Annotated in this window: 26 protein-coding genes, 1 tRNA gene and 1 pseudogene; 11 read left to right on the top strand and 17 right to left on the bottom strand. The window is 46.3% G+C overall.

Annotated elements, in window-relative coordinates; translation table 11 throughout:
• Positions 1 to 6: 6 nt before the first annotated feature.
• From hyaC to cbdX, 7 genes are all read left to right on the top strand, one after another.
• On the top strand, positions 7 to 741 hold the full coding sequence (gene hyaC, locus OGV57_RS16095; RefSeq protein ID WP_054528113.1) for a Ni/Fe-hydrogenase b-type cytochrome subunit: 735 nt from the start codon (positions 7 to 9) through the stop codon (positions 739 to 741).
• On the top strand, positions 738 to 1319 hold the full coding sequence (gene hyaD, locus OGV57_RS16100) for a hydrogenase 1 maturation protease (RefSeq protein WP_032948613.1): 582 nt from the start codon (positions 738 to 740) through the stop codon (positions 1317 to 1319). The genes hyaC and hyaD overlap by 4 nt, the downstream gene beginning before the upstream one ends.
• 5 nt (positions 1320 to 1324) lie before the next feature.
• Positions 1325 to 1729, top strand: a complete 405-nt coding sequence (gene hyaE / locus OGV57_RS16105; protein ID WP_048216796.1) for a hydrogenase-1 operon protein HyaE — start codon at positions 1325 to 1327, stop codon at positions 1727 to 1729.
• On the top strand, positions 1726 to 2583 hold the full coding sequence (locus OGV57_RS16110; protein WP_054528112.1) for a hydrogenase expression/formation protein: 858 nt from the start codon (positions 1726 to 1728) through the stop codon (positions 2581 to 2583). Before hyaE ends, OGV57_RS16110 begins: the two co-directional genes overlap by 4 nt.
• Positions 2584 to 2671: 88 nt before the next feature.
• Positions 2672 to 4216, top strand: a complete 1545-nt coding sequence (appC, locus tag OGV57_RS16115; protein ID WP_008321019.1) for a cytochrome bd-II oxidase subunit 1 — start codon at positions 2672 to 2674, stop codon at positions 4214 to 4216.
• An 11-nt stretch (positions 4217 to 4227) separates the two neighbouring features.
• A complete protein-coding gene (gene appB / locus OGV57_RS16120) occupies positions 4228 to 5364 on the top strand; it encodes a cytochrome d ubiquinol oxidase subunit II (RefSeq protein ID WP_003838730.1) in 1137 nt (378 codons plus the stop codon).
• A gap of 13 nt (positions 5365 to 5377) precedes the next feature.
• The gene (gene cbdX, locus OGV57_RS16125) at positions 5378 to 5467 is read left to right on the top strand and encodes a cytochrome bd-II oxidase subunit CbdX (RefSeq protein WP_003838732.1); all 90 of its coding nucleotides are present in this window, start codon (positions 5378 to 5380) and stop codon (positions 5465 to 5467) included.
• A 52-nt stretch (positions 5468 to 5519) separates the two neighbouring features.
• Here cbdX and OGV57_RS16130 read toward each other — a convergent pair whose 3' ends face one another.
• A complete protein-coding gene (locus OGV57_RS16130; protein ID WP_048219582.1) occupies positions 5520 to 6233 on the bottom strand; it encodes a GNAT family N-acetyltransferase in 714 nt (237 codons plus the stop codon).
• A gap of 192 nt (positions 6234 to 6425) precedes the next feature.
• On the bottom strand, positions 6426 to 7895 hold the full coding sequence (gene pdxR / locus OGV57_RS16135) for a MocR-like pyridoxine biosynthesis transcription factor PdxR (protein ID WP_054528111.1): 1470 nt from the start codon (positions 7893 to 7895) through the stop codon (positions 6426 to 6428).
• Between the two features lie 123 nt (positions 7896 to 8018).
• On the opposite strand from pdxR, the gene OGV57_RS16140 reads away from it, so the two are divergent.
• The 4 genes and pseudogenes from OGV57_RS16140 (at position 8019) to OGV57_RS16155 (ending at position 9594) form a co-directional block, all read left to right on the top strand.
• Positions 8019 to 8468 (top strand): GNAT family N-acetyltransferase, encoded by a 450-nt coding sequence (locus OGV57_RS16140; protein ID WP_003838738.1) that lies wholly within the window; start codon positions 8019 to 8021, stop codon positions 8466 to 8468.
• A gap of 167 nt (positions 8469 to 8635) precedes the next feature.
• A pseudogene (locus OGV57_RS16145) lies at positions 8636 to 8950 on the top strand (LacI family DNA-binding transcriptional regulator); the annotation flags it as partial.
• A 220-nt stretch (positions 8951 to 9170) separates the two neighbouring features.
• A complete protein-coding gene (locus tag OGV57_RS16150; protein WP_071684521.1) occupies positions 9171 to 9413 on the top strand; it encodes an ogr/Delta-like zinc finger family protein in 243 nt (80 codons plus the stop codon).
• Between the two features lie 16 nt (positions 9414 to 9429).
• Positions 9430 to 9594: a hypothetical protein gene (locus tag OGV57_RS16155; protein ID WP_157844749.1), complete on the top strand. Its 165-nt coding sequence runs from the start codon at positions 9430 to 9432 to the stop codon at positions 9592 to 9594.
• Positions 9595 to 9703: 109 nt separating this feature from the next.
• Here OGV57_RS16155 and OGV57_RS16160 read toward each other — a convergent pair whose 3' ends face one another.
• The 15 genes from OGV57_RS16160 to ecpA all read right to left on the bottom strand — a co-directional run bounded on the left by OGV57_RS16160 (position 9704) and on the right by ecpA (position 23614).
• Entirely contained in the window at positions 9704 to 10057 is a 354-nt protein-coding gene (locus OGV57_RS16160; protein ID WP_226791571.1) for a hypothetical protein, read from the bottom strand.
• 129 nt (positions 10058 to 10186) lie between these two features.
• Complete coding sequence (locus OGV57_RS16165) at positions 10187 to 10444, bottom strand: hypothetical protein (protein WP_226791569.1); 258 nt, start codon at positions 10442 to 10444, stop codon at positions 10187 to 10189.
• A complete protein-coding gene (locus tag OGV57_RS16170) occupies positions 10441 to 10896 on the bottom strand; it encodes a hypothetical protein (protein WP_226791567.1) in 456 nt (151 codons plus the stop codon). Before OGV57_RS16170 ends, OGV57_RS16165 begins: the two co-directional genes overlap by 4 nt.
• A gap of 104 nt (positions 10897 to 11000) precedes the next feature.
• Positions 11001 to 12083 (bottom strand): RNA-directed DNA polymerase, encoded by a 1083-nt coding sequence (locus OGV57_RS16175; protein ID WP_226791565.1) that lies wholly within the window; start codon positions 12081 to 12083, stop codon positions 11001 to 11003.
• Positions 12076 to 13260, bottom strand: a complete 1185-nt coding sequence (locus OGV57_RS16180) for a tyrosine-type recombinase/integrase (RefSeq protein ID WP_054528110.1) — start codon at positions 13258 to 13260, stop codon at positions 12076 to 12078. Before OGV57_RS16180 ends, OGV57_RS16175 begins: the two co-directional genes overlap by 8 nt.
• Before the next feature lie 162 nt (positions 13261 to 13422).
• Positions 13423 to 13498: transfer RNA gene (locus OGV57_RS16185), tRNA-Thr, on the bottom strand.
• A gap of 164 nt (positions 13499 to 13662) precedes the next feature.
• Positions 13663 to 14127, bottom strand: coding sequence for a methyltransferase family protein (locus tag OGV57_RS16190; RefSeq protein ID WP_048216807.1), 465 nt, complete (start codon positions 14125 to 14127; stop codon positions 13663 to 13665).
• 191 nt (positions 14128 to 14318) lie between these two features.
• Positions 14319 to 15767 (bottom strand): EAL domain-containing protein, encoded by a 1449-nt coding sequence (locus OGV57_RS16195; protein WP_003838773.1) that lies wholly within the window; start codon positions 15765 to 15767, stop codon positions 14319 to 14321.
• Between the two features lie 341 nt (positions 15768 to 16108).
• On the bottom strand, positions 16109 to 16582 hold the full coding sequence (locus OGV57_RS16200; protein ID WP_044702484.1) for a FidL-like protein: 474 nt from the start codon (positions 16580 to 16582) through the stop codon (positions 16109 to 16111).
• Entirely contained in the window at positions 16557 to 17288 is a 732-nt protein-coding gene (locus tag OGV57_RS16205; RefSeq protein WP_054528109.1) for a winged helix-turn-helix domain-containing protein, read from the bottom strand. The genes OGV57_RS16200 and OGV57_RS16205 overlap by 26 nt, the downstream gene beginning before the upstream one ends.
• Before the next feature lie 144 nt (positions 17289 to 17432).
• Positions 17433 to 18128, bottom strand: coding sequence for a fimbrial biogenesis chaperone (locus OGV57_RS16210; RefSeq protein WP_003031358.1), 696 nt, complete (start codon positions 18126 to 18128; stop codon positions 17433 to 17435).
• A complete protein-coding gene (locus tag OGV57_RS16215; RefSeq protein WP_054528108.1) occupies positions 18125 to 19741 on the bottom strand; it encodes a fimbrial adhesin EcpD family protein in 1617 nt (538 codons plus the stop codon). Before OGV57_RS16215 ends, OGV57_RS16210 begins: the two co-directional genes overlap by 4 nt.
• A 4-nt stretch (positions 19742 to 19745) precedes the next feature.
• A complete protein-coding gene (locus OGV57_RS16220; RefSeq protein ID WP_054528107.1) occupies positions 19746 to 22238 on the bottom strand; it encodes a CS1-pili formation C-terminal domain-containing protein in 2493 nt (830 codons plus the stop codon).
• 58 nt (positions 22239 to 22296) lie between these two features.
• Positions 22297 to 22974: an EcpB family pilus assembly chaperone gene (locus OGV57_RS16225; protein WP_003031363.1), complete on the bottom strand. Its 678-nt coding sequence runs from the start codon at positions 22972 to 22974 to the stop codon at positions 22297 to 22299.
• A 52-nt stretch (positions 22975 to 23026) separates the two neighbouring features.
• Positions 23027 to 23614 carry a common pilus major fimbrillin subunit EcpA gene (gene ecpA / locus OGV57_RS16230; protein WP_003031365.1) on the bottom strand — a complete coding sequence of 196 codons (588 nt, stop codon included), beginning with the start codon at positions 23612 to 23614 and terminating at the stop codon, positions 23027 to 23029.
• Between the last annotated feature and the right edge of the window lie 164 nt (positions 23615 to 23778).

The raw sequence follows: 23778 nt of genomic DNA on the forward strand, positions 1-23778 counted from the left end.
GGAACGATGACTGGAAAAACATCCCCACGCGTCGGGGAGTCGCGTGATACCGCTATCAGCCACTATGTGTTTGAAGCGCCTGTACGCTTGTGGCACTGGCTGACGGTGGGCTGCATGTTGGTGTTGATGGTGACCGGATACTTCATTGGTCGACCGCTGCCGTCGGTCAGCGGTGAGGCCACTTATCTGTTCTATATGGGCGACATCCGGCTGATACATTTCTCCGCCGCCATGGTATTCACGGTGATCCTGCTGATGCGCATTTACTGGGCCTTTGTCGGTAACCGCTATTCACGCGAGTTGTTTATCGTGCCGGTCTGGCGGCGCAGCTGGTGGCGAGGCGCGTTTTCGGTGGTGCGCTGGTATCTGTTTCTGGAAAAAAAACCGGGAGATGATATCGGTCATAACCCCATCGCGCAGGCGGCGATGTGCGGTTATTTCCTGCTCTCCGTTTTTATGATCCTCACCGGTTTTGCCTTATACAGCGAACATAGCCAGTACGCCATTTTTACCCCTTTCCGCTATGTGACGGAGTTTTTCTACTGGACCGGTGGGAACTCTCTCGATATCCACAGCTGGCATCGGTTGGGGATGTGGTTCATCGCCGCCTTCATCGTAGGCCATGTGTATATGGCGATTCGTGAGGACATCATGTCTGACGATACCGTCATCTCCACCATGGTCAATGGCTACCGTAGCCACAAATTTACCCGACGTCAGCACGACAAGGAGGCGTCATGAGCGAACCACACGTCATCGTGATGGGTCTAGGCAACCTGCTGTGGGCAGACGAAGGCTTTGGCATTCGCGTCGCCGAACGCCTGTACGCCCATTATCACTGGCCGGAATACGTTGAGATCGTCGACGGCGGCACGCAGGGTCTGAATCTGCTGGGTTACGTTGAGCAGGCCAGTCATCTGCTGCTACTGGACGCCATCGACTACGGTCTCGCGCCGGGCACCCTGCAAACCTACGCCGGTGAAAAAGTCCCCAGTTACCTCAGCGCCAAAAAAATGAGTCTGCACCAGAACAGCTTCTCCGAAGTACTGGCGCTGGCGGATATTCGCGGCCATCTGCCCGCACACATCGCTCTGGTGGGACTACAGCCGGTACAGCTGGATGACTATGGCGGCAGCCTGACCGACATCGCGCGCGCTCAGCTTCCGGCGGCGGAGCAGGCCGCACTTACACAACTGGCTGCATGGGGGATTGTGCCACAGACCAACGATGAAACGCGTTGCCTGAACTATGAATGCCTGTCGATGGAAAACTATGAAGGTGTACGTATTCGCCAGTATCGCGTAACGCTGGAGAGATAAGCAACATGTTGAATAACAACCCTTTTCCTGCTCTATGGCAACGTATGCTGGCACGAGGCTGGCAGCCGCTAACCGCACCCGAACTGGATGACTGGGTAACCCAGGTTCGCGACGGTGTGGTGTTACTCAGTAGCGATCCCCGCCGGACACCGGAAGTCAGCGATAACCCGGTGATGATTGCCGAGTTGCTCCGCGAGTTTCCCCAGTTTGACTGGCACATCGCCATGGCGGATCTCGAGCATAGCGAGGCGATTGGCGATCGTTTTAGCGTATTCCGCTTCCCGGCCACACTGGTGTTTATCCACGGCGAACTGAGCGGCATTCTCAGCGGCATCCACCCGTGGGCCGATCTGCTCAACCTGATGCGCCCCTTAGTTGAACCACGCACGCCGCCGGAGTCTGAACGATGAGCGACACTTTTTTTCATCTGCTGGGGCCGGGAACGCAGCCGGACGATGACAGCTTCAGCATGAATCCCTTACCCCTCACCTGCCAGGTCAACAGCGACCCCAGCATGGCATCACTGGAAAACTGTCCGCACAGCCCGGCGGTGATGGCATTGTTAGCCGATGTGCGCCAGCAGCTCAGGAGGCGCATTCCAGCCAAACAGGACGTGCTGGGATGGGATTTATCCGCGCTCAACGCAGACGATCTCACGTTTTTGAATACACTGCTCGGCGAAGGCGAAGTTTCAGTGCGCATCCAGCATGCTGACGGCAGAGCGTGCGAGATCCAGGAGTCGATTTTCTGCGGTATCTGGCGGGTGCGTTGTCAGAATGACAACGGGCAGTGGGAGGAGCATCTGGAAGCAGGCAGCGCGCCGCGGGCGTTGTGGCTGGCGGCAACGTTCAATACACTGCCGGACGACAGCCTGTTGCCCCCGCCGGTGGACGGGCTAATGAATGGCCTGACGCTGGCTCAGGAACTGCTGGCGCACGTGCGCGATCCGGCCTTGCAACCCCATAGCATTAACCTCACACAACTGCCAATTAGCGATGCGGATCGCCTGTTTCTTGCTCAGTTATGTGGCGAAGGACACATCCAGATCCGCACTATCGGCTACGGCGAGAGCCAAATCGACGCCACGGCGCTGCGCCATGTCTGGCATGTGCGCTGTCTGGATACCCTGAAAGGGCTTCTGCTCGAAAGTTATGAGATCTGTCCATTACCGGAACTGGTGCAGGCTGCGCCGGAAGATCTTCGCGACTCGCTCCAGCGTCTGGATGAAGTCTGCGGCTGGCTGACATCTGGTCCACCGGCCTGACCCTCTCTCCCGGCCCGCATGCTTTTATGCTGCGGGTCTGGCGTTTTCTTCCTTATCTATTCACTCTCTAATGCCTGATGGAGTTCGCATGTGGGACGTCATTGACTTATCGCGTTGGCAGTTTGCGCTGACCGCGCTGTACCATTTTCTGTTTGTTCCCCTGACGCTGGGGCTAATTTTTATGCTGGCCATCATGGAAACCATTTATGTGGTGACCGGCAAAACAGTCTACCGCGACATGACGCGTTTCTGGGGCAAGTTATTCGGGATTAACTTTGCGCTCGGCGTGGCAACCGGCCTGACCATGGAGTTTCAGTTCGGTACTAACTGGTCGCTCTATTCTAACTATGTGGGCGATATTTTTGGCGCGCCTCTGGCAATGGAAGCCCTGCTGGCCTTCTTCCTCGAATCCACGTTCGTTGGTCTGTTCTTCTTCGGCTGGCAACGCTTAACCAAATACCAACACCTGATGGTCACCTGGCTGGTCGCGTTTGGTTCCAATATCTCGGCCCTGTGGATCCTCAACGCCAACGGCTGGATGCAATATCCAACCGGCGCTCACTTTAATATTGATACCTTGCGTATGGAGATGAGCAGCTTTAGCGAGCTGGTCTTTAACCCCATCAGCCAGGTGAAATTTGTGCATACCGTGATGTCCGGTTATGTCACCGGCGCCATGTTTGTGATGTCCATCAGCGCCTGGTATTTGCTGCGCGGTCGCAATCGCGAGTTCGCCCGGCGTTCCTTCGCGGTGGGTTCCGTTTTTGGCACGCTGGCTATCCTCGGCACTCTACAACTGGGTGACAGCTCAGCCTATGAGGTTGCCCAACGCCAGCCGGTAAAACTGGCGGCAATGGAAGGCGAATGGCAAACCGAACCGGCACCCGCGCCCTTTCATGTCATCGCCTGGCCGCAGCAGGAGCAAGAACGTAACGCCTTTGCTGTGAAGATACCGGCTCTGCTGGGCATCCTGGCCACGCACTCTTTAGACACGCCGGTTCCGGGGCTGAAAAATCTGATGGAGGATGCTCTCCCCCGCCTGCAACGAGGTCGGGAAGCGTGGCTGCTGATGCAGGAAATCGCCAAAGGTAACCGCACGCCTCAGGTACTGAACGCTTTTCACGCTGTGGAGAAAGATCTGGGTTACGGCATCCTGCTGGCGAACTACGCGCCTGATATGAACCATGTCACTCCGGAGCAATATCAGGCCGCACAACGCGGTGCGATCCCGCAAGTAGCACCGGTATTCTGGAGTTTTCGCATCATGATTGCATGCGGTTCACTTCTGCTGCTGGTGATGGCGATTGCCCTGATACAGACCTTACGCTGGCGTATCGACCAGCATCGCTGGGTACTGCACATGACGCTGTGGAGCCTGCCGCTACCGTGGATTGCCATTGAAGCCGGCTGGTTTATGACGGAGTTTGGCCGCCAGCCGTGGGCGATTCAGGATATTTTGCCGACCTGGTACGCCCACTCCGCGTTAAGCGCAGGCCAACTGGCCTTCTCCATGGGGCTAATTCTCACGCTTTACACCTTGTTTTTAATTGCCGAAGTCTACCTGATGCAGAAATACGCGCGCCTTGGCCCGGATGCAATGCATAACCAACAACCAGCGCAACAACAGGGATAAAGGAGATAATCATGTTGGATTATGAAACGTTGCGGCTCATCTGGTGGCTGCTGATTGGCATCATCCTGGTGGCATTTATGGTCACCGACGGGTTTGATATGGGGGTTGGCTGCCTGTTGCCGCTGATCGCGCGTAACGATGATGAGCGTCGGGTACTAATCAATAGCGTCGGAGCGCACTGGGAAGGTAACCAGGTGTGGCTCATTCTGGCGGGCGGTGCATTATTCGCGGCCTGGCCGCGGGTCTATGCCGCGGCATTTTCAGGGTTTTATGTGGCGATGATTCTGGTGCTGTGCGCCCTTTTCTTTCGCCCGTTGGCCTTTGATTATCGTGGAAAAATAGCCAATGCACGCTGGCGCGCCATGTGGGATACCGGGTTGGTGATTGGCAGTCTGGTCCCTCCAGTTATCTTCGGCGTTGCATTCGGTAACTTGTTTTTGGGCGTGCCTTTTATCTTCACACCACAGCTTCATGTGCAATACCTGGGCACCTTCTGGCAGTTACTCTCACCCTTTGCCCTGCTGTGCGGCGCATTAAGCCTGATGCTGGTTATTCTGCAAGGAGGCGTGTGGCTCCAGTTGAAGACCGACGGCATTCTTCACCAACGTGCGCTGTCTGCTACCCGCCGCAGCGCGATGCTGGTCGTGCTCTGCTTTCTGTTAGCCGGTTACTGGCTATGGACGGGGATCGATGGCTATGTGTTGCTAAGCCAGGATCCTAATGGTCCTTCCAACCCGCTATTAAAAGCAGTAACTACCTCGCCGGGCGCGTGGATGGCGCACTTTTATCAGTCACCACTGCTGTTAATTATTCCGCTGCTTGGCATGATTTTCCCGATGCTCGCGATCTATGCCTGCGGACAGCGTCGGGCCGTATGGGGATTTTTGTTTGCTTCACTGGGCCAGGCCTGCGTGATCTTCACCGCTGGAATCACCCTGTTTCCGTTTGTGATGCCTTCAAGCGCGTATCCGCTCTCCAGCCTGACGGTGTGGGACAGCACCTCCAGCCAGATGACTCTCAGTATCATGCTGGTTATTGTGCTGATTTTTCTACCGATCGTTCTGCTTTATACCGTATGGAGTTATTACAAAATGCTCGGGCGCATCAATGTAGAAACGATCCGCCGCCACAACCACGAACTTTATTAAGGAGGACTGTACGATGTGGTATCTGTTTTGGTTTGTCGGCATTCTGCTGATGTGCGGACTCTCCACGCTGGCGCTGGTCTGGCTTGAGTCGCGGCAGAGATAATTCTACACGGGCGCTACGCTTTCTGGCTCCCCGGTTTATTCGGGGAGCTTTTTTATCCCCTTTCCATCAGCTCGCCAAGACGCCTAATCTGCCGTCCCTGATTATCGAAATTACGCTCATCGAGCCACATATCGTAGGCCGGTCGAAGTGACGGATACTCACCGTCAATGATTGAGTACCATGCGGTATCTCGATTACGCCCCCGCGTGACGACAGCCTGACGAAATATGCCTTCAAAACTGAAGCCAAATCGCTCCGCCGCCCCACGGGAAGGAGCATTGAGAGCATCGCATTTCCATTCAAAACGGCGATAGCCCAGATCCTCAAAAACGTACTTTAAAAGCAATGAGATGACTTCTGTTGAGATTCGCGAACGTTTCATGCGTACGGAGTAGGAAACATGGCCAACCTCGATCACGCCATTTGAGGTATCAATCCGCATCAGTGCAAACGTACCAACAGGTTTCATACTGGTTAAATCGATCACCGCAAAATGCATCGGATCGGTCTGTTCTTCCATCTTTTTTACATAATCCAGGAAGGTATCGAAGGTCTCAAAAGGCCCGACCGCCAGATATGTCCAGTCACGACAATCGTTTGCTTCACAGTACGCTTCATACAACTCTTTTGCATGGCGTTCGGCGTTAATACGTTCAAGCTTACAATAGCGACCTGTAATTTGCTGAGCCTGTGGAAAGGGGGCGCCTTTCCAGTCAGACAAAGTCATACCAACGGGTTGATGAAATTGATTAAAGATGCCCGACATATCCATACCTCTTACAAAACAGGGCTAAACCAGCGCAGAGTATGATCAAACTGGGCAGTCCAAAAGAACCACAATGCGTGTTTTTAACAGATCCACACTATTTAATTGTACAAAAAACAGGCGCAACATTTTTACACGTAGCAAAAGAAACGTATTTACTGCATTAATGCTAAGAGCTGAATAAATTATAAGTTAAATAACCTGAGCCAGACGGCGAATCCCATCAACAATTGCCTCTACCGGATGATTTGCAAAACCAATCAAAATCCCCTGTCGTGAGACATCGCTCTGGTAATAACGACTTAGTGATAGTATTCCCATCCCTAGTAATCTGGCTTTCTCTTCAACTTCACTCCCAGTCATCCCATTTTGCAACCAACATACGATATGAACGCCTGAGTCTGAAGGTTGAATAATCATTTTATCAGCAAGATAGTATTGAATAGCATTGACCAACGCTGTTCTTCTTTCATAGCATGCTTTGCGAATTCGACGCACATGACTGGCATAGTGCCCCTCCTCAATAAAATTTGCCATCACTGCTTGTTCAAGATAGCTGGTGCCGAGATCGGAATAATATTTGGTCACCATAATCTGTTCTTGTAAACCCGGCGGAACAACTAAAAAACCTAAACGGAATTCCGGGTACATCATTTTAGAAAATGTTCTGGCATAGATTACGCGTTGATTCTGATCTAATCCTTGCAGAGCTTGTAAAGAACGGTCGGCATAACGGAACTCACTATTATAATCATCTTCAAATATCCATGCCTGATTCGACTTCGCCCATTCCAGCAACTCAAAACGCCGGGATAAACTCAACGTTCCACTTAATGGATATTGATCCGACGGGACGACATAGGCCAGCTTAGCGTCAGGAAAATGATCAATACCATAGCGGACGTTCATTCCTTCGCTATCTACCGGTACCGGCCTCACCATAGCACCAACAGACATGAAGGTTCCGCGGGCGCCTTTGTAACCCGGGTCGTCCAGCCAAACGTCATTTCCTGCCGACAGCAATGCTCGTGCAGTAATGTTCAATGCCTGCTGAATACCATTTACGATGATTATTTGATCTTCGTTACAGTTCACTCCACGCGTTGTTTTAATGTAGCGGCAAACCGCTTTTCTCAAAGGAAGGTACCCGCAAGGATGAGTGTGAGCTCCCAGTTGATGCCGGGATTGTCTCCAGACTCGTTGCAGTAGCTTTCCCCATAACGCATGCGGGAAGAGATCCGTACACCCGACACCAACCGCAAATAGACGGTTCATGCAGCGCCCTTCATACTCATTTGACCATAAATCGCGAGCAGGATTATTTCGGCTGTGAACCTGATCATCAGGTGATACGACGTCCCCCAACGCCATCTCTGGATAGCTATTGCTGATACTCCGATCCGGAATATTATGTGAGACATACGTTCCAGACCCTTTACGAGTCAGGATATACCCTTCATCTAATAGCCGGTCATAACCGGCGATCGCTGAGTTTCGTGAAATTGACATCATTTCGGACAACGCCCTGGTTGACGGCATTTTTGTTCCTGGCGGCAATCGCCCTTCGAGGATGTGATCGCGGAGGATTTGGTAAACCTGCTCCTTAACCGCACCTTTTCCTAAAACAAATCCTTGAAATAAAGGCGCATTGTTTTTCTTCATTGTATTAACCTTTATACTAAAGTGGATCCTATCAATATATCGAAAGTGTCTCTTTACGAGAGTTTATAAAATTCTTAGTATCATCATACTAACACATTACTCGTATAAAATATCAGGATATATATGATTAACATGAATGCCGTTACTATTGAAAGTGCAGAACAAAAAGACTACGCCAGCTGGCTTCCTTTATGGATAAACTATCAAACATTTTACCGCACTATAATTTCAGATGAAGTAACAAAATTAACGTGGGAGCGTTTCTTTACCCCGAGCGAACCTGTTTATTGTGCTGTTGCAAAATATGATGGAAAAATAGTGGGACTGGTTCATTATCTCTTTCACCGCTCAACCTGGGCAGAATCAAACTATTGCTATCTCGAAGATTTATTTGTTAGCGAAGATGTACGCGGCCAACACATCGGTAAACAACTTATCGAATATGTCCAACAACAAGCCAAAAAACATCACGCGTCAAGATTATACTGGCATACGCATGAAACCAACCTCCGTGGGCAACGTCTGTATGACTGGGTGGCCAAAAAGAGCGGAATGATCGAATATCGCATGTAAGTGTAATAATACTCAGGATAGTATTGAATAATTAAACACTAAAAATAAGCCTCTGAGTATATCTACTCAGAGGATGTATCGGTGACAAATCCCCCCAACCTGAATAAGATAAGGAAAAAAACCAGCGATAAGCAAATTCTTAAGAATTAAAAAGGTAAAGAGCCAGCATGGCAACGATAAAAGATGTTGCAGAGTTAGCGGGAGTGTCCACCGCAACAGTTTCACGTGTTATTAATCAAACCGCATGGGTTGAACCCGTGACGCGTGAGCGTGTTGAAAAAGCCATGCGCGAACTGAACTATCATCGCAATGCCGCCGCTATTGCATTAGCGAAACGCAGCGGTGACATGCTCGGGTTATTGACCGGCAATCTTGCCGATCCCTTTTTTGCCAGGCTTGCACGAGGCGTGGAAGAAGTATCACGCCAGCAGCAATTTCGGCTGATGGTATGCAGCGGCGGCCACGATGAAGGAATGGAGAAGAACACCCTCACAACGTTCTCATTCAGGAACTGGGTGAGAATGTACTGGCGCAAAGCAGATACTACACATTCAACATGGCGCAGGAGCCGGTAATTTCAAAAATTGGGCTTCACCGTCCGGAACTCACCGGCGTGGACATGAAGCTCTTTAAAAGCACTGTTCTCAGAATGGCGCGGGCTAAAGAGCTGGCACAGAAGAAAAAATCGCGGGGGGTTAAGCCATGATGCGCTGTCCGTACTGCAAACAGGCTGCCCATGTCCGTACCAGCCGTTACCTGTCGGATAACGTCAAACAGAGCTATCTCCAGTGCGTGAATGTCTTTTGCTCTGCAACCTTTCGCACCACCGAGTCTATCGACGAGGTGATACGGCCACCGGCAGAAGAAAAGCCCGAGCCACCACAAACAGTGCCAGAAACACCGCCCCGAATTCTGGAGTGCACCCGCTCATCGCTGCGCCACTGATTCAGGAGAAAAGACAATGGCACGAGCACTACTGGAACAGGCCTTTGAAACCTGTCAGAAGAATAAATCGGACTGGATGAGCAGCAAGTCAGCACTGGCGCGGCCTGAGTCCCTTCACGCACCTGCATTAAAAGCGCCCCAGGAAGCGGGCAGGCGTGGCGGGGAGAGCATTGCGCGCTGAGGCTGATAATTTAATTTCCTATAATTTTTTTGGTTTTCAGGCTTTATTCGTCAGAAGGAACGTTTAGAAAAAGACCACTACAATGAATTGCAGTGGTCTTGCGGGATATCTAGCGTTGCATTTCAGTTACTATGAAATTTTCCTCTGTAATAGAATTCATTATTTCAAAGTACAATTCTTCAGGTTGAATAAATGCTAGCTCTTTGCAAAGGCTGACAATGGAATCACTATAAGTGATACCCATTCGAGGATTGAAAAGTTCAAACCTCTTGATAGGTCTTTTATTCTTTGAGTAAAAGTTTAAGGTGAAATATATAAGCACCTGTCTAAGATCGTAAACACTAAACTTCCTGTCTCCTGATTTTATTTCAACAAGAACATTTGAATAGTAAATATCGCCATATGAGTTATTAATTACTCCGCATCCATCGAACTGTGGAGATACTTCAACTTGGTTTTCCATTCCATATCGAGAGAAAATATTTCTTGCAATTTCCCTGATGGTATTATATTCGATCATACTTAAAGGTAGTTTGAAGTTAGAACCATAAGAGAATCGCTGTAGATATTCTTTTGTTTTTTCAAAAATATCTTAAAAATCAGCGCGATGGAATATATCTTGCGCTAAAAGAATATCCCTGTCTAATAAATCATTCTGTATTGCTGTATATAAATTAAATGCACATTCATTGACAAAGACGTTATTTGACCTGTTAGCACTATCATCCAGAGGAGGATAAACGTCCTCTATGAGACTGCCGTTAATAATGCGTATGAAGTTATTAGCATTTGGAAGTAATTGATTCCAAAATGAAGTGAATTTTCTAGAAAATGTTAATTCAGAAATCATAGCGCATCCTCAAGATTTCTTGCGGTATGTCTTTGACTTGCCCAATCCCTATAAATCATCTCTATAAAGTTGAATGATTTTTTATTATGCTCTCTCCAGTGCCTTCCTTCATCACCCAAGATATAACTTGAAACAATCAATAGTCTTCTCTGTAACGGATGCATTGCAGAAAAGTTTTTTTTGATGTCAGAAAGCCATGCATAAGAATTAATCTTTGCCATTGACTGAGTAACTATGTTTTTGACTAAGATGCTTTCTGGATTCTTATTGTATATATCACTAAGAATTAGAGTGGATTTTTCTGAATTTTCTTTTGAGAGCATTCGGGCTACATAGGCTAAGTTAAGTTCAGTACTCAAAATATATGAATCTTCTTTAATTAGTGCAGTTATCTTATCAAGAATTAAATCTTTGGTTTCTGTGCTTAACTTTTGCCAGTTGGAATTAGCCACTTGAATTATTGTTGTAAATATTGGATACAACTCATGCAAGTTATTGAACATTACTTTGAAAGCACTGCTTATTATTTCATCTGATGTTGCTGAGAATGCCTTTATCAAATGCTTGCTAAAAGATTGATTGATTTTTGATTTTTGATTTTTGATTTTTGTAATTCGCTACTCAACATAGCTAACAAGTCAAAATCTTTTAAGGATTCCTTTATCTCTTCATATTCTTCTATCGCGTTCGCTGAATAAGGATCAAACCTTATAGGCAGACTCATAAATTTAGCCTTCATAGGAGATTCTTCATCTTCATCATTACCATGCAATTTAGCTTTAGTAACTGAAAGAAACTCTTCTTTAGTAACAATATTGGTTTTTTGTTTCTGTAAAGTCAGCCCTTCATTTTCCATCAATTTTTTACTAAGCAAAGTTAAAACCTTATGAGCATCCTCCCTAGAGTGACAAAAGATAACAAAATCGTCGACATAACGTTTGTAGTTAATTCCATTCATAGACAATAATTTATCAATAGAATCTAGCGCTAGTTCTGCTAATATTCTAGATGCAGGGCATCCAACTGGTACTCCATATGATTTTGTTTCACTAAATGTCTGCAATAATTTCTTAATTTTGCCAGCGTAATCTTTGTTGGGATCTATTCTGTCTAACGCATTTTCTAAACGGTGATGATAAATACGCGGATAGAAATCTGCTATATCGCATGTAAGCACATATTTTATTTCATCATTAGAACATTCAGTGATACTGTCTTCTTGATATTTTCTCCATGAAATATCCTTATCAAAAAGAGAACCATCTGCAAGGTTTGGTTTAAAGCGATATGAATAAACCTGAGTTCTGGTAGATCTATTCCTTTCTATATCATCAGCGATTTTTAAAACCAAACCAAGAAAGAAAGCATTCCAAAATGGGTCTATTTGACTTGCCCACCTGTAACCATAATAACCGATACTCGAAAAACTATTAATTATGTTTGGTGGAATCTCGATCCGTTTATTTTCAAAGTCATCAAATGTTTGCATTAATGCAGTTTTTACTTTCTCCTTATCATCTTCAAACAATCGACTTTCGAATGGATAAGGGAAAATATCTGTATCGCCGTGTTTAATGATATTTTCCAACGCAAGCTCAAAACAATTTTCTAATTTGTTACTATCAAACTCGTTACTCATTCACAATCTCCTTATTTAAAATATAACTTGAATACCACTGCATCATATCTCGGCGCTTATCAATATATTGAGCATGATTATACGTACCTCTAATATTATTCTTATCTATATGCGCAAGTTGTATTTCTATCCAAGCTGAATCATATCCTTTTTCATGGAGGATAGTAGATAAGGAATGTCGAAATCCATGACCAGTGACTTTACCGCCATAACCAATGCGTTTGATTACCTGATTTATGCTTGCTTCACTCATCGGCTTGTTCGGATCGTTCCGCCCCGGAAATGCATAACGATAATTCCCTGTCATCATTTTGAGTTCATTAAGTAAATCTAACGCTTGAGACGACAGTGGCACAAGGTGTGCTCTACGCATTTTCATCCTTTCTGCTGGAATTTCCCAAATAGCGTTATCCAGATCAAATTCCGACCATAATGCAGCCCGTAATTCGATGGTTCTTACTCCCGTAATCATCAGTAACTTCGTAGCAATCTGGACAAGCCGACTACCTGTGTAACTGTCTAAAGCACACAGAAAATCAGGTATCTCATCAGCCTTTAAGAACGGGAAATGATTGGATTGATGTACTTCGAGGGCGCTTGAAAGATCCGCTGCAGGATTAAATTCAGCCCTTCCTGTAGCAATAGCATAGCGGAAAACTTCTGAGCATCGCTGCCGAACTTTGCGCATTTTTTCTAATGCACCGCGCTTTTCGATTTTACGCAGCACATTAAGCAGTTCTAGCGGTTTAATTTCGCCGACAGGTCTCGTACCCACATAAGGAAAAATATCGTACTGAAACGCTTCCATGATGTCTGACGCATAACCTGCCGACCATTTGGCAGATTTCATCTGGTGCCACTCAGTGGCTATCTTTTCAAACGCGCTTTCGGATTCCGTTTGCAAAGCAATCTTCTGCTCTTTTCTAACCTCACTCGGATTCTTTCCTTCGGCTACCAGTTTTCGGGCATCGTCGCGACGAGAACGCGCATCGGCAAGTGTGATCGTCGGGTACACACCCAGCGAGATCATTTTTGGTTTACCGGCAAAACGATAGCGGAACCGCCAGCTCTTGCTTCCATTAGGTTCTATAAGCAAAGACAGCCCTTGCCCATCTCCAAGTGTATAGGCTTTAGCTTCAGGCTTAGCGCGGCGAATCTGCATATCGTTTAAAGGCATGTGTATAGGAATCCAGACCGAACAGGAACATATACACAATCCTATACACATTCAGTACCGGATTCTACTGGATGGTTACGGACTACTATGGACTCAAAATAAGAAAAAACGTTATAAATTAGACGATTTACGGACTAATACGGACGTTTGAGGAAGTTGAGATGGTGCCGATAATAGGAGTCGAACCTACGACCTTCGCATTACGAATGCGCTGCTCTACCAACTGAGCTATATCGGCCCTGAAAAGGACATGTCCACGAATGTGAGCACGGGGTAGAAGGTTAAAACTAACCGGGCGACGCGTCAATGGCCTTGCGAATCAAACGCCTATTTTTGCATCATCCGGATTCAATTACGCACGAATCGTGTCGTCACAGGCATCCTGTACGCGGCAAGGGAACGCTATAACCAGCGGCGAACACGCTGCTCATAGTGTTTCCATTCCAGCCCGAAATGTTTTCGCAGTTGTTCCTCTTCAAAATCAATGTGCAATCTGGCAACCGCCAGCATAAACAGTGGTGCAGCCAATATTCCAATCAGGCTACCGACGTAGAGAGCAAAAGCTAACTGGAGTCCACTCATTCCAAGATAGATTGGATTGCGGCTCCAGGCATAACATCCGCCAGTAACAAGCGTGGTCGATTTCTCTGCATGCAGTGGGTTTAGCGTCGTACGTTTCTTCCGCATCTGCCACGCGGTATGCAGTATCATCGCCAAACTGGCGCTAGCCAACAATGCACTTATTACGATAGTCGCCGCGCCAAATGTGAAACGCGGGATCGCCGTCAACGCATCCGCGATGAGGAATAATATTAAGATAAGTGGTGGTGGAAGCCAGACTCTTAATTTTGTCAGGAAATGACACATGGCTATAGACTAACCTCGGAAGCGGTTTGATTAACGCTGATACCGCTATAAATACCCTGTAAAAGACACATAAACAAACAATGTTTCACTCAGAACTGGCTATCGTCTTCACCAGACAGGCAGGATCTGTAGTACTAACCTCGGCAAAAAACCGGCATCAGAGGCATCCGCCCCTGATGTTCACGACAGGTTTACGCTGAAAAAGTTGAATCCGACGCTGATTCAAACAGCCCTACAGACTGCTTGTAAAAACGCATAAAATCATCAAACATCACTGGCGGTAAAAATTGATAACCCTGCAGGTAATCCACATTATTTTTCCGCAACCATTGCTGCTGATAGCCATATTCAACGCCTTCCGCCACCATGCGTAATCCCAGGAGCCCGGAAAGATGAATGATTGACTCGAGCATAGGGATATGTTGCTCAACTTCTTTAATAGCCTTGATGAACGTTTTATCAATTTTGATTACATCCAGGTCTAACTCATTGAGATAGCAGAGATTAGCGTATCCCGTGCCAAAATCATCTAAAGCAAACAGCACCCCTCTGTTTCGCAACGATCGTATCAGCTCTTTGAGAGCTGGAGTGATAGTTAGAGTCTGATTTTCGGTTATTTCAATCATTAATTTTATCGGTAGTCTTTGCGTTATCTCCATAAAGTTAAGGCATTCCCAATAAAAAACAGGATTACTTAAACCTGATGGACTGACATTAAAGGAGACGAATAGCGTTTTATTAATATCCTCGCTTCCGTCGACCAGATTACGCGCGACGGTGGTCATTAAATAGCTCGTTAACTCATTCATTAAGCCACTTTTTTCAGCCAGAGGTATAAACTCACGCTGAGAAATCGCATAATTATGGCCCTGTGGCCACCGAGCCAAAACCTCAACACCACAGACGTCCCCATTGATATTTACGATGGGCTGAAAATAAGGAATGATTTCTTCATTCCTTATTGCCATACTCAGTCGGCCAGAATCTGAAACATCATATGCATCGCCATAAATTACATTCTCACCAGAATGACTGTTTGTCGGGTAGCCTTCATGCAATAAATTATTCCTGGTTAAAAAAATGATAGTTTCATTAAAATGAGAAAATCCCAGACGAGCGGTTATCCGCTCCCGATATCGATAAACTGACTTAGTTGTTAGTGAGTTAGCAATACAAAAGTCGTGCAATTTTTCTTTTGTGAATGATGAATACAACATTTCCTCTTCAAATTCAGTCAAATGAAAATTAAAAATCGTCGAACCTTTAGTGACCTCCACAACCTCATTGGGTGCCATTAAATTGGCTCTTAGCTGAGAAATCAATTGATCAGATAATTCTCGTCCATTAATGAAAGCATACTCCTCGTATCCTCGATTAACAGAACGAGTTTCATTCATCCGAAGAACAATACAGTTGATGTTGATAAACTGCGTGCTATTTCTCTGAAACCATTTCCTGACCAGTAGCAATGGTAACCGGTTATCGATCACCAGCAAACAGGACGGGTATCGTGGAATAACTGACTGTGTACCAGAAATAAATGATCGCGCATCAACCAGTACCAGATTTGGCAGCCACGCTTTTATCCCTGAGAAAAGAAAAATATCATAACTGAGCAGAAAAACCTTTTTCGTATTCATAGTTACCACCAACTTAAATTTATGGCATAGCAGGTCCCTCGTTATATACACGAGAGAATATACAACACCTTCAGCCTCCAGCAATTATAAGGCGGTTCGTGAATTAACTTTATCCATAAGCCATATCACGTAATTTCAGAGTTTATAATCACAATTATCCATATGCGTATTCCCATTAAATAGTAAATCCATTTCAAATATCGAAAAAGGAAAATGCCTAATTTTCATCAGTACAAATCCTTTTACTCATTTTCACTACAAGGCAAAACAAAAAACCACAAATGCAAGCAACGACAAAATATACAACCACAAAAATCAAAATGCTAACACATTACCTTGATTTATGCTGCCCGACAAACCATGAGCGTACGTCGCAGATCTCTTATCGCATAGACATTTCCTGCGATACGGATGACCTTATAATAGAAAATATCCTGTTGAGACATAAGCAGTTCGGTAATTTCATCGGGAACATTGTCATTTTTATTTTTGACAATAGCCAAGCGACGAGTCTGCAGATATCCGTCGCGGTCTTTGCCAATAAAATTCAGGACAACATTACGATCTACAGCATAGTGCTTACCCTGAATATTAAGGCTCCCTATCTGGGATACCCGCCCTTCGGTAGCGGAAGAAATACGAAAAACCAACAGAACTTCACCTTCAATTTTTACGCCCTGAGTTTGCGCCTCCAGATGCAGGTAATTCTTGGCAGAGCAGGTCAGCGTCTCAGGTTCTTGATGGCGATAAAAAAAGTATGCTGTTATCACCGCAAGAAAGATCGCCCCGCTAATAAAGATAATTTTCGCATTCACGGGCAGCCCCTCCTTTATCCAGCGTACAGACCCCCAAAAAATTCTCTTTAAGATCATTACCTGCCGATAAATTATTATCATCATAAAAAACAATTGTTTTCTTGCCATCATGACAAGTCGCATTTATTTTTCGCCACATATCGGAAGATAAAAACGCTTTCGTTTTATCAGCATTATTGTCATCGGCAGTATAAAGTTCACAATCACCTATTGCCCTGATATAGATAAAATTCGTGGCACCAGAATTAAGAGCTGGCAATATCAAAACAGAGCACCCAAGAAAGGTAAACAATAAAATGAACAGAACAATATTTTTGCGTTTCGGTGTTGCGGGTGAGTTCACCGTTTCTGTTACCGAACGAACAGGTACATCTCCACTGAAAGATGACTGTTCATCATTGACCGAAGCATGGAACAAAAATCCCTGCCGGGGCAATGTTTCAATGGGATTATCGGCCCCCAACTCACTAAATGCTTTTCGCAATATACTGATACTTTTATTAAGGCTATGACCCGATGGGGCCATGCCATGCTTTTTCCATACTTCTTCAATGATAAACTCACGATGGAGTTGTTGATTTTTATGGGCAATGAATAGCTCAAGTAGTCTCGCTGTAGATGCCGAAAGGATTATTGTAGTATCGCGATGTTTCAGGCTTTTTCTGGTGGAATCGTACTCAACCTGATCATTAATTATACTTTTCATACTACCTGACTCTTGAATACCGTGACATGGAGTACAAATGACCAAAGTTTCATCTGTGCTGAGCTGAATACTGCATTGTATAAAGATAGTTACAGTATAGGTTCGATATCTAACCATGACATATCGGATCAGACTCAATGCTTACTATTGATTGAGTTTGAAGCACCCCTGACCTACTGGGATGTATTTCTGCAACGCTACGATAAACTTTCGGTTTTTTGTTTTGAGCTCACTACTACGCCAGGTTTCACCCGGCAACACATAACGCATGGTGGCTTCATCATCGGTTGAATTGCACCCTTGGTGTACGATGATTTTAAAAAAAGTATTCCCAGTGTTTTTCAGTGTTCCGTTAGCCTCATCAATGGTGTAGGCCAGATTTATGTTTCTCGGGCGAACAACCAATATGGTGTCCATAGCGATCACCGGGAGAGCCTGCCCGCCTTTCCCTTGATTACGTTCGGTAAACAGCGTGATCGGCATTTCACGAAACAGAATTCGGTAATAGCGTTCTTTATCATCCTGCGGCCCGCGGTAGAAAATCTTAAAAAACTCACTCGCCTGCGGAGCCAGTGAAAAATTCAGCGGAGTAAACAGAAGTTCGCCTTCAGCAATAGCACTTCTGTTTTCACCTCCCGGTCCCGGCTTATCAATTTTTACTGCGCCGATACTGTATAAATTCTGTTTCTGGCTATCGTTATAGATTCGTTTACTGATAAATGCTTTATCCGATGGCATCTCATAAATGGTCGACTCCAGGTAGACTGCCTGTGTAGAGAATGCTGTCAGACCGGAAAGTAGAATAAATACCCATCTAAGCGCCAGACGACGGCGGTTCATGGCGTCACTCCCACCCAATTCGCCGTGACTTTTATCTCTCCACTGGCGCTGACGACACCTTCCCAGTCAGCGCCGGAAACGGTTAACATCGAACGCGAATCATTCATTGGGAAAAGCAATTTCAAATCAGTAGCATAATAGCTTCCATCGTCATTGTTATTTGCGTCCCAGGGCGTCTGTTGCCACTGCGCATCTCTCATACTGACTGCCGCTTCACTGCAGCTATTTCGTTTTTGCACCACGCCCCCCGACTGACTGTTGTACTGCAGAAAAGCGGGAATGGGGACGGACAGCCCGCCATGCGCAGACGTAAACAGACAGTAAGGGACACTGTTTATCGTCGTACTTTCCCCAATAACTTGCGCGGTGATACTGTCTGCCTGACGGGGGCCTGAGACGGTTACGGTGTACTCCATTTCTATAGGAGCGGCATCGCCAATCGTGCCACTACCGCTCGCAGAAGCTGTGTTGTCCGAAGAGACGATACTGATCCCATACTCCTTCGGCACAATATTAAGCTGTAGCGAAGGAGTAAACTGGTAGTGTCCTGACTCTGGTGTTAAGCCATTATAAAAACCGAAGGTAAAGGGCTGACTGTTAGTAATGCTGATCCCTGAATCGACAAGATTCTTCAAAAATGCTTTTGACAGAAAAATATAAATGTATTCTCCAGAGGTCGTAAAAACGTTGTAATAAGCAGTTGAAGTACCATAGTTATACCAGTTTGAACCATTCCCGGAGTATCTCACGGTGGCCGCTCCGGGCGTAAAACCAAGCATCGCCGTATCGACAAAAGCGCGAAACGTCAAGGAGGCGGTCAGATTGGCCGTTTGTTGCAGGTTATAACTCACCATTTTGCAAATCACACCGTCAGTACCGCCTACCACGCCAAGTTCGCAATAACCAGAGTCTTTGGTGATGCTCGGCGTACCGTCGCTGGCAACCCAAAGCTCCTGAAATGCGTTAGTCGAGACAAGTGACAGATGACCGCGTTTAGTTAACGTGTAATTGACGTAATTCCATGATCCTGTCGATTGGTCTTTGCACCGTTGCCCGGAAGAATAATCATAATTTACAGAAGTATAACAGCGGTTGAACACGTAGGTTTCGCTGCTACCGGTAGGCACATTGCGAAAGTACTCATAAGCAGTATCGGTCAGGGAAGCGAATCCGTAGGCGCCACCAATAACGCCTGCGACAGAGCCGACCTGCGCATGATAAAAACCGTTTTTGTCAGTGCCCAATCCGGCAATAAACCCGGTTGATGGGCATTGGGTGCCACTATAACAACGGATTCCCCGGAAAGGCCCGTTAATCGGGGAGTTATCAATCCACATGTCCTGATAATAATTTCCAGGCGCAGTCCAGCCGACAAAACCTAAATACCCGAGACTCACCTGAGAGGTACCGTATTTTATCCACGTGTTTGACCCGCTGAAACGCGGATCAAGTGCCGATGGGGTAATAAAGTATTCACTATCAATGGCATTTTCGATAAACAAATAGTTATTGCTAACTGAGCCGGAAGAGATTGCATTCAACGCCAAAGCAGGCACAGGTGAAAAACTCCCTACGGCACAGATTACAGTAGCTAATTTAATTAATACTTTCATTTTATTACCTCTGCGCCATCGTGGTTTGCGTTGCACATTTCACATCGCCAACCCACGCTGCGCCGCGTGCTTTTTCCAAATCAAGATCGGCTTCGCATATGCTGCCATTGGCTGAAATTAACGTGATGACCGGATACTTTTTATCGATATCGATAGCAAACTCACCCTTTTCATCCGTACGCGTTTTACCGATGTGGTTATGGATATCGGTATTTGCAGCCAATTGTCCATCGGGATAACGAATGCGCCCGAATACAGTGACCATGCTTTTCACTTCAGGATTGATAACACCCACGTTACCCGGATATAGCGTCAGCTCCTGTTTGCGTCCTGAAACAATATCGAAGCTGTCCTCAGAGTTTTTATCATTGAGGATTTCCAGCTTGTACTGAGCATAGGGCGGCAGTGCAATGAAATTTGATTTACCGCTGAGAAGATAATTGCGGTTATTAATCTTCGCAGCCAGTTTCCCTTCACCGGTCAAATCTGTTTTCACAATGATGCCGGACCGCTGCCGCTCTTTACTCAGGCCGAAATCTTTACCTGCCCACGCCAGAGAACCCTGGGAAGAGAAGTTCATATTGGTGGAGTTGTCAGCAGAACGCGTTACCGATACGGTGCCGGCGTTATATTTCGTGTCATAACTCAAATTGCCGTTTACCGAATAATTATTGTCGTAATACTGTTCGCCACTCAGACGCGTTGATGCCGACAATCCGACCGATTTAATCGGGCCCTCAGCATACTGCTTACGCGCGCTGAGATTACCCTGAGTACTGCCATAACGATCCCGGGAGACGCCCATGCTCAACCAGGTCGCCAACGGCAATGATAAATCCAGACTGACATAACGTTCCTGTCGCCCATCGTCATTCCGATTGTTGTAGTAATAACGCTGAATACCTGCACGCAACCCAACCGTGGCATACCTGCCTGAATAAAGGGTCGTGCTGTAGTCCAGATTACGATATTTATTTCCCGAGTAGCGATTCTCCGTCTGACTCACGGTGAGCGAGCCGCCATGAGGAATAAACTTTCCGAGGTTAAGAGTCCCGCCAATGGAATAATTATCACGCTCCTGTATAGGCAGACGATCGCCAATTTTACTGTCTTCACGAGATGCCCATAGGGAACCGTATCCTTCAGGGACATTAAGGTTGATGTTACTGATATTTCGCCATGACGAATCGTTCGCCACTAGCGTCTGATTGCCAATGCTTACGTATTCATTCACATTGAGCGTGACATCCGTTTCATTAACCGCATTGTTGTCAAAACCGTAGAGCGTGGATTTCAGGCCCAGCCCCGATAATATCGCCAGCGTCACCGATGCGGCCCCCCCGGCAATCCAGGTCTGCTCGTTGCCCAAATCTTGATAATGATTTCGCTTGTAACTCACACGGTCATAATCCAGTGAGCCACCAAACAGTTGCCACGAAAGCTGATCAATCCCGGCGGCTTGTTGGCGGGCAAAGATTTTATTAACCCTGCTGATACGACTATTAATTGTCCGGCCATTGACCACGATATCTACCGTGACGTCATACACACCATACGGAAAGCGACTGGTATCAATTTCATAGCTGCCCATATTAAAGTTCTGCACGCTGAGCAAACGCCCATCACGGAAGACATGAACCTCGCCAGCGGCTGGCAAAAATACGGTAATCGGCGTGAGTGAAAGCGCGGTATTCTCAACAACCGTACTTCCTTTGTTTCCGTAGCTCACACCGTAAATTTTCCCACCATTCAACGCATTCAAACTAGCAATAGACTGCACGTTCCAGGTGTCGAGCATCCCGAGCGCCAGTCGATACCCGTCATAATCACGCTCATACATCGCACGATAGAGTTTACTGGTGCCGTTGCTGTCGCCGATGCCGTAAAACGAACCGTTAATATTGATATGGTGCTCACGCAGCGATGTTGTATTGTCCACCGTCAGATAGCTGCGGGTACTGCTGCCATTATGATAATCGTTGTAGTAGGTACCAAAGTTATAATTCAGGACGTTAGAGAGAGACTCCACGCTGGAAGGTCCAAGCAGGCTACTGCGTGCGACAATCGCTTCAGTTAACGCATCTTTGCTGACTATCATCTCCAGGTGAAATGAAGAGACGTTGAGTTGCAGGCGTGCATTGTCCGATAGCTCGATATTGGTGTTATCGTGAAATTTCACATCACGAATTTTTTCTACCAACGCACGAATTTTTCCAGATAACACGGCATTATTAGGCAATTCAGCAAGAGTCAGGGCTTTAACTGTAATATTGCCATCAACAAGCGAAATCATCGCATCGGCAATTTTTTGCTGACTTTTCTCGTCAGTCTCGTTGTAACGAATATATACCGGCACCGTCATTCCCTGCTCCAGTGAACGGGCGAAAGCGCTGGGAATAACGTAATTACCCACTTTTACTGGGGCTGCATGTGAAGTTCCTGGTGTCAGCGCAAGAAAAAGACAAATGCTACCGCCGACAATATATTTTGTTGTCATATGCATCCTTACAATCCGGTATTTTTATTTATCCCGTACAGATGGCTGCTATTGACCATCACTTCACTGTAATAAACTGCTTACCGTGCCAGATACCAATGCGTGAGCGGCTATTACTAATGTCGGTGAACTGCAGTTTTATTTTTGTACCTGGCATAATGTAATAGCGTTCGCGACAACCTCGTCCCTGATCGCGAGCCTTATCCTTACAGGCGCCATAGGCGATCACACGAAACGAAACATTGCCAGTATTGGTAATAACATCGCCATTTCGGCTATATTCAAAACGTTCTTTTCGCGGCGCGACCACCAGAATAGTGCCAATTTCTGCCGACGCTGTTGCTACCGCCATTTTATTCGCCCGGGTTTCCGCGCTCTCGGTGACCGGCTCATCTATCCATTGCAGACGATAATAACGTTCGAGATCATCTGCTGGTCCTTTATAAAAGAAGCGGAAAACATCCTTTGCTTGACCAGGAAGAATAAGATTGGCAGGTGTAGAAAGTAACTCTCCGGAATTGACAGGCTTTATTTCGACTCCCCCCGCCAAAGGTGATGACAATTGTTTTACCGAAACACTGACATAACGCGCCGCATCAGTTGTATTAGTAATTTCTTTCGATAATGAACTCTCAGCAGAAGTCATTATCGATGTGATTTCACCCACATTAATTGCCCATCCGGGAAAAGATGCTACTAACCCTACCAACATCACTGCCGGTAAATATTTTTTCATGACGCCATTCCTGATAAATTCGGGAGAAAAAATTCTCCCGAATTTTTATTACTTAGGCAGACGGAGTCGTCCAGGTTGCATTAAACTGTACTTTTACATCGCCAGTCCAATAGCCGTCTGGCAGAGCAGAGTAATCCGTTACTGCCTGGCTACCATCAGAAGTCGCTGACGCGATGGTGAATTTGAAGTTGGATTGATCGCTGACACGAGCAGCACCGTTATAAGCGCCATCAGCCATCAGGCTTTCAAGACCAGAAGTCGAGCTGGAGTTAACCAGGACAGTATCTGATGAGTTAGTCAGCGCGGTGCCATTCCATGCCACCCCTACGTTCAGGGTAGACGCATCGCCACTGGCGTTGGTCAGCGTGTTACTAATGATCTGAGCAGTCAGCTCAAAATCAGTTGCCGTTTCCTGACCCTGAATAGTCACATCAAAAGCACCGTCCTGAGAGTTGAAGGCTTTCAGTCCTTCAGCATACTGGAAAGTCAAAGAGTTCAGCGGGGTGACAACCAACATACTGGTGGTATCTTTTGTTGCCGTCGCGTCCCACGAGGCAGTTGCAGAAGCAGTAACGTCTGCCATTGCATTTGCTGCAACAAATACAGAAGCCAGAGAGGTTACTAATAATAATTTTTTCATTTTTATCTTCTCCTAAGAACAAACTCACCACCGAGTCTTATTTTTAAGTCACTCCAGCGGTTCCATTAATTGCGAGCCAGAATTGCCGCGCCAAAAAATTATCATTTGAATTAAGTAACATCTCAACAAACCCTGAAACGCAAAAATTACAAAAAACTAAGAAT

Origin of the sequence: Citrobacter sp. Cf087 (genome assembly GCF_030334285.1) — a bacterium.
GTDB classification, from domain to species: domain Bacteria; phylum Pseudomonadota; class Gammaproteobacteria; order Enterobacterales; family Enterobacteriaceae; genus Citrobacter; species Citrobacter freundii.

Bases quoted from the DNA above. Each gene is read 5' to 3' on its own strand.
- hyaC (WP_054528113.1), top strand. From the start codon at position 7: ATGACTGGAAAAACATCCCCACGCGTCGGGGAGTCGCGTGATACCGCT.
- hyaD (WP_032948613.1), top strand. From the start codon at position 738: ATGAGCGAACCACACGTCATCGTGATGGGTCTAGGCAACCTGCTGTGG.
- hyaE (WP_048216796.1), top strand. From the start codon at position 1,325: ATGTTGAATAACAACCCTTTTCCTGCTCTATGGCAACGTATGCTGGCA.
- OGV57_RS16110 (WP_054528112.1), top strand. From the start codon at position 1,726: ATGAGCGACACTTTTTTTCATCTGCTGGGGCCGGGAACGCAGCCGGAC.
- appC (WP_008321019.1), top strand. From the start codon at position 2,672: ATGTGGGACGTCATTGACTTATCGCGTTGGCAGTTTGCGCTGACCGCG.
- appB (WP_003838730.1), top strand. From the start codon at position 4,228: ATGTTGGATTATGAAACGTTGCGGCTCATCTGGTGGCTGCTGATTGGC.
- cbdX (WP_003838732.1), top strand. From the start codon at position 5,378: ATGTGGTATCTGTTTTGGTTTGTCGGCATTCTGCTGATGTGCGGACTC.
- OGV57_RS16130 (WP_048219582.1), bottom strand. From the start codon at position 6,233: ATGTCGGGCATCTTTAATCAATTTCATCAACCCGTTGGTATGACTTTG.
- pdxR (WP_054528111.1), bottom strand. From the start codon at position 7,895: ATGAAGAAAAACAATGCGCCTTTATTTCAAGGATTTGTTTTAGGAAAA.
- OGV57_RS16140 (WP_003838738.1), top strand. From the start codon at position 8,019: ATGATTAACATGAATGCCGTTACTATTGAAAGTGCAGAACAAAAAGAC.
- OGV57_RS16150 (WP_071684521.1), top strand. From the start codon at position 9,171: ATGATGCGCTGTCCGTACTGCAAACAGGCTGCCCATGTCCGTACCAGC.
- OGV57_RS16155 (WP_157844749.1), top strand. From the start codon at position 9,430: ATGGCACGAGCACTACTGGAACAGGCCTTTGAAACCTGTCAGAAGAAT.
- OGV57_RS16160 (WP_226791571.1), bottom strand. From the start codon at position 10,057: ATGGAAAACCAAGTTGAAGTATCTCCACAGTTCGATGGATGCGGAGTA.
- OGV57_RS16165 (WP_226791569.1), bottom strand. From the start codon at position 10,444: ATGATTTCTGAATTAACATTTTCTAGAAAATTCACTTCATTTTGGAAT.
- OGV57_RS16175 (WP_226791565.1), bottom strand. From the start codon at position 12,083: ATGAGTAACGAGTTTGATAGTAACAAATTAGAAAATTGTTTTGAGCTT.
- OGV57_RS16180 (WP_054528110.1), bottom strand. From the start codon at position 13,260: ATGCCTTTAAACGATATGCAGATTCGCCGCGCTAAGCCTGAAGCTAAA.
- OGV57_RS16190 (WP_048216807.1), bottom strand. From the start codon at position 14,127: ATGTGTCATTTCCTGACAAAATTAAGAGTCTGGCTTCCACCACCACTT.
- OGV57_RS16195 (WP_003838773.1), bottom strand. From the start codon at position 15,767: ATGAATACGAAAAAGGTTTTTCTGCTCAGTTATGATATTTTTCTTTTC.
- OGV57_RS16205 (WP_054528109.1), bottom strand. From the start codon at position 17,288: ATGAAAAGTATAATTAATGATCAGGTTGAGTACGATTCCACCAGAAAA.
- OGV57_RS16210 (WP_003031358.1), bottom strand. From the start codon at position 18,128: ATGAACCGCCGTCGTCTGGCGCTTAGATGGGTATTTATTCTACTTTCC.
- OGV57_RS16215 (WP_054528108.1), bottom strand. From the start codon at position 19,741: ATGAAAGTATTAATTAAATTAGCTACTGTAATCTGTGCCGTAGGGAGT.
- OGV57_RS16220 (WP_054528107.1), bottom strand. From the start codon at position 22,238: ATGACAACAAAATATATTGTCGGCGGTAGCATTTGTCTTTTTCTTGCG.
- OGV57_RS16225 (WP_003031363.1), bottom strand. From the start codon at position 22,974: ATGAAAAAATATTTACCGGCAGTGATGTTGGTAGGGTTAGTAGCATCT.
- ecpA (WP_003031365.1), bottom strand. From the start codon at position 23,614: ATGAAAAAATTATTATTAGTAACCTCTCTGGCTTCTGTATTTGTTGCA.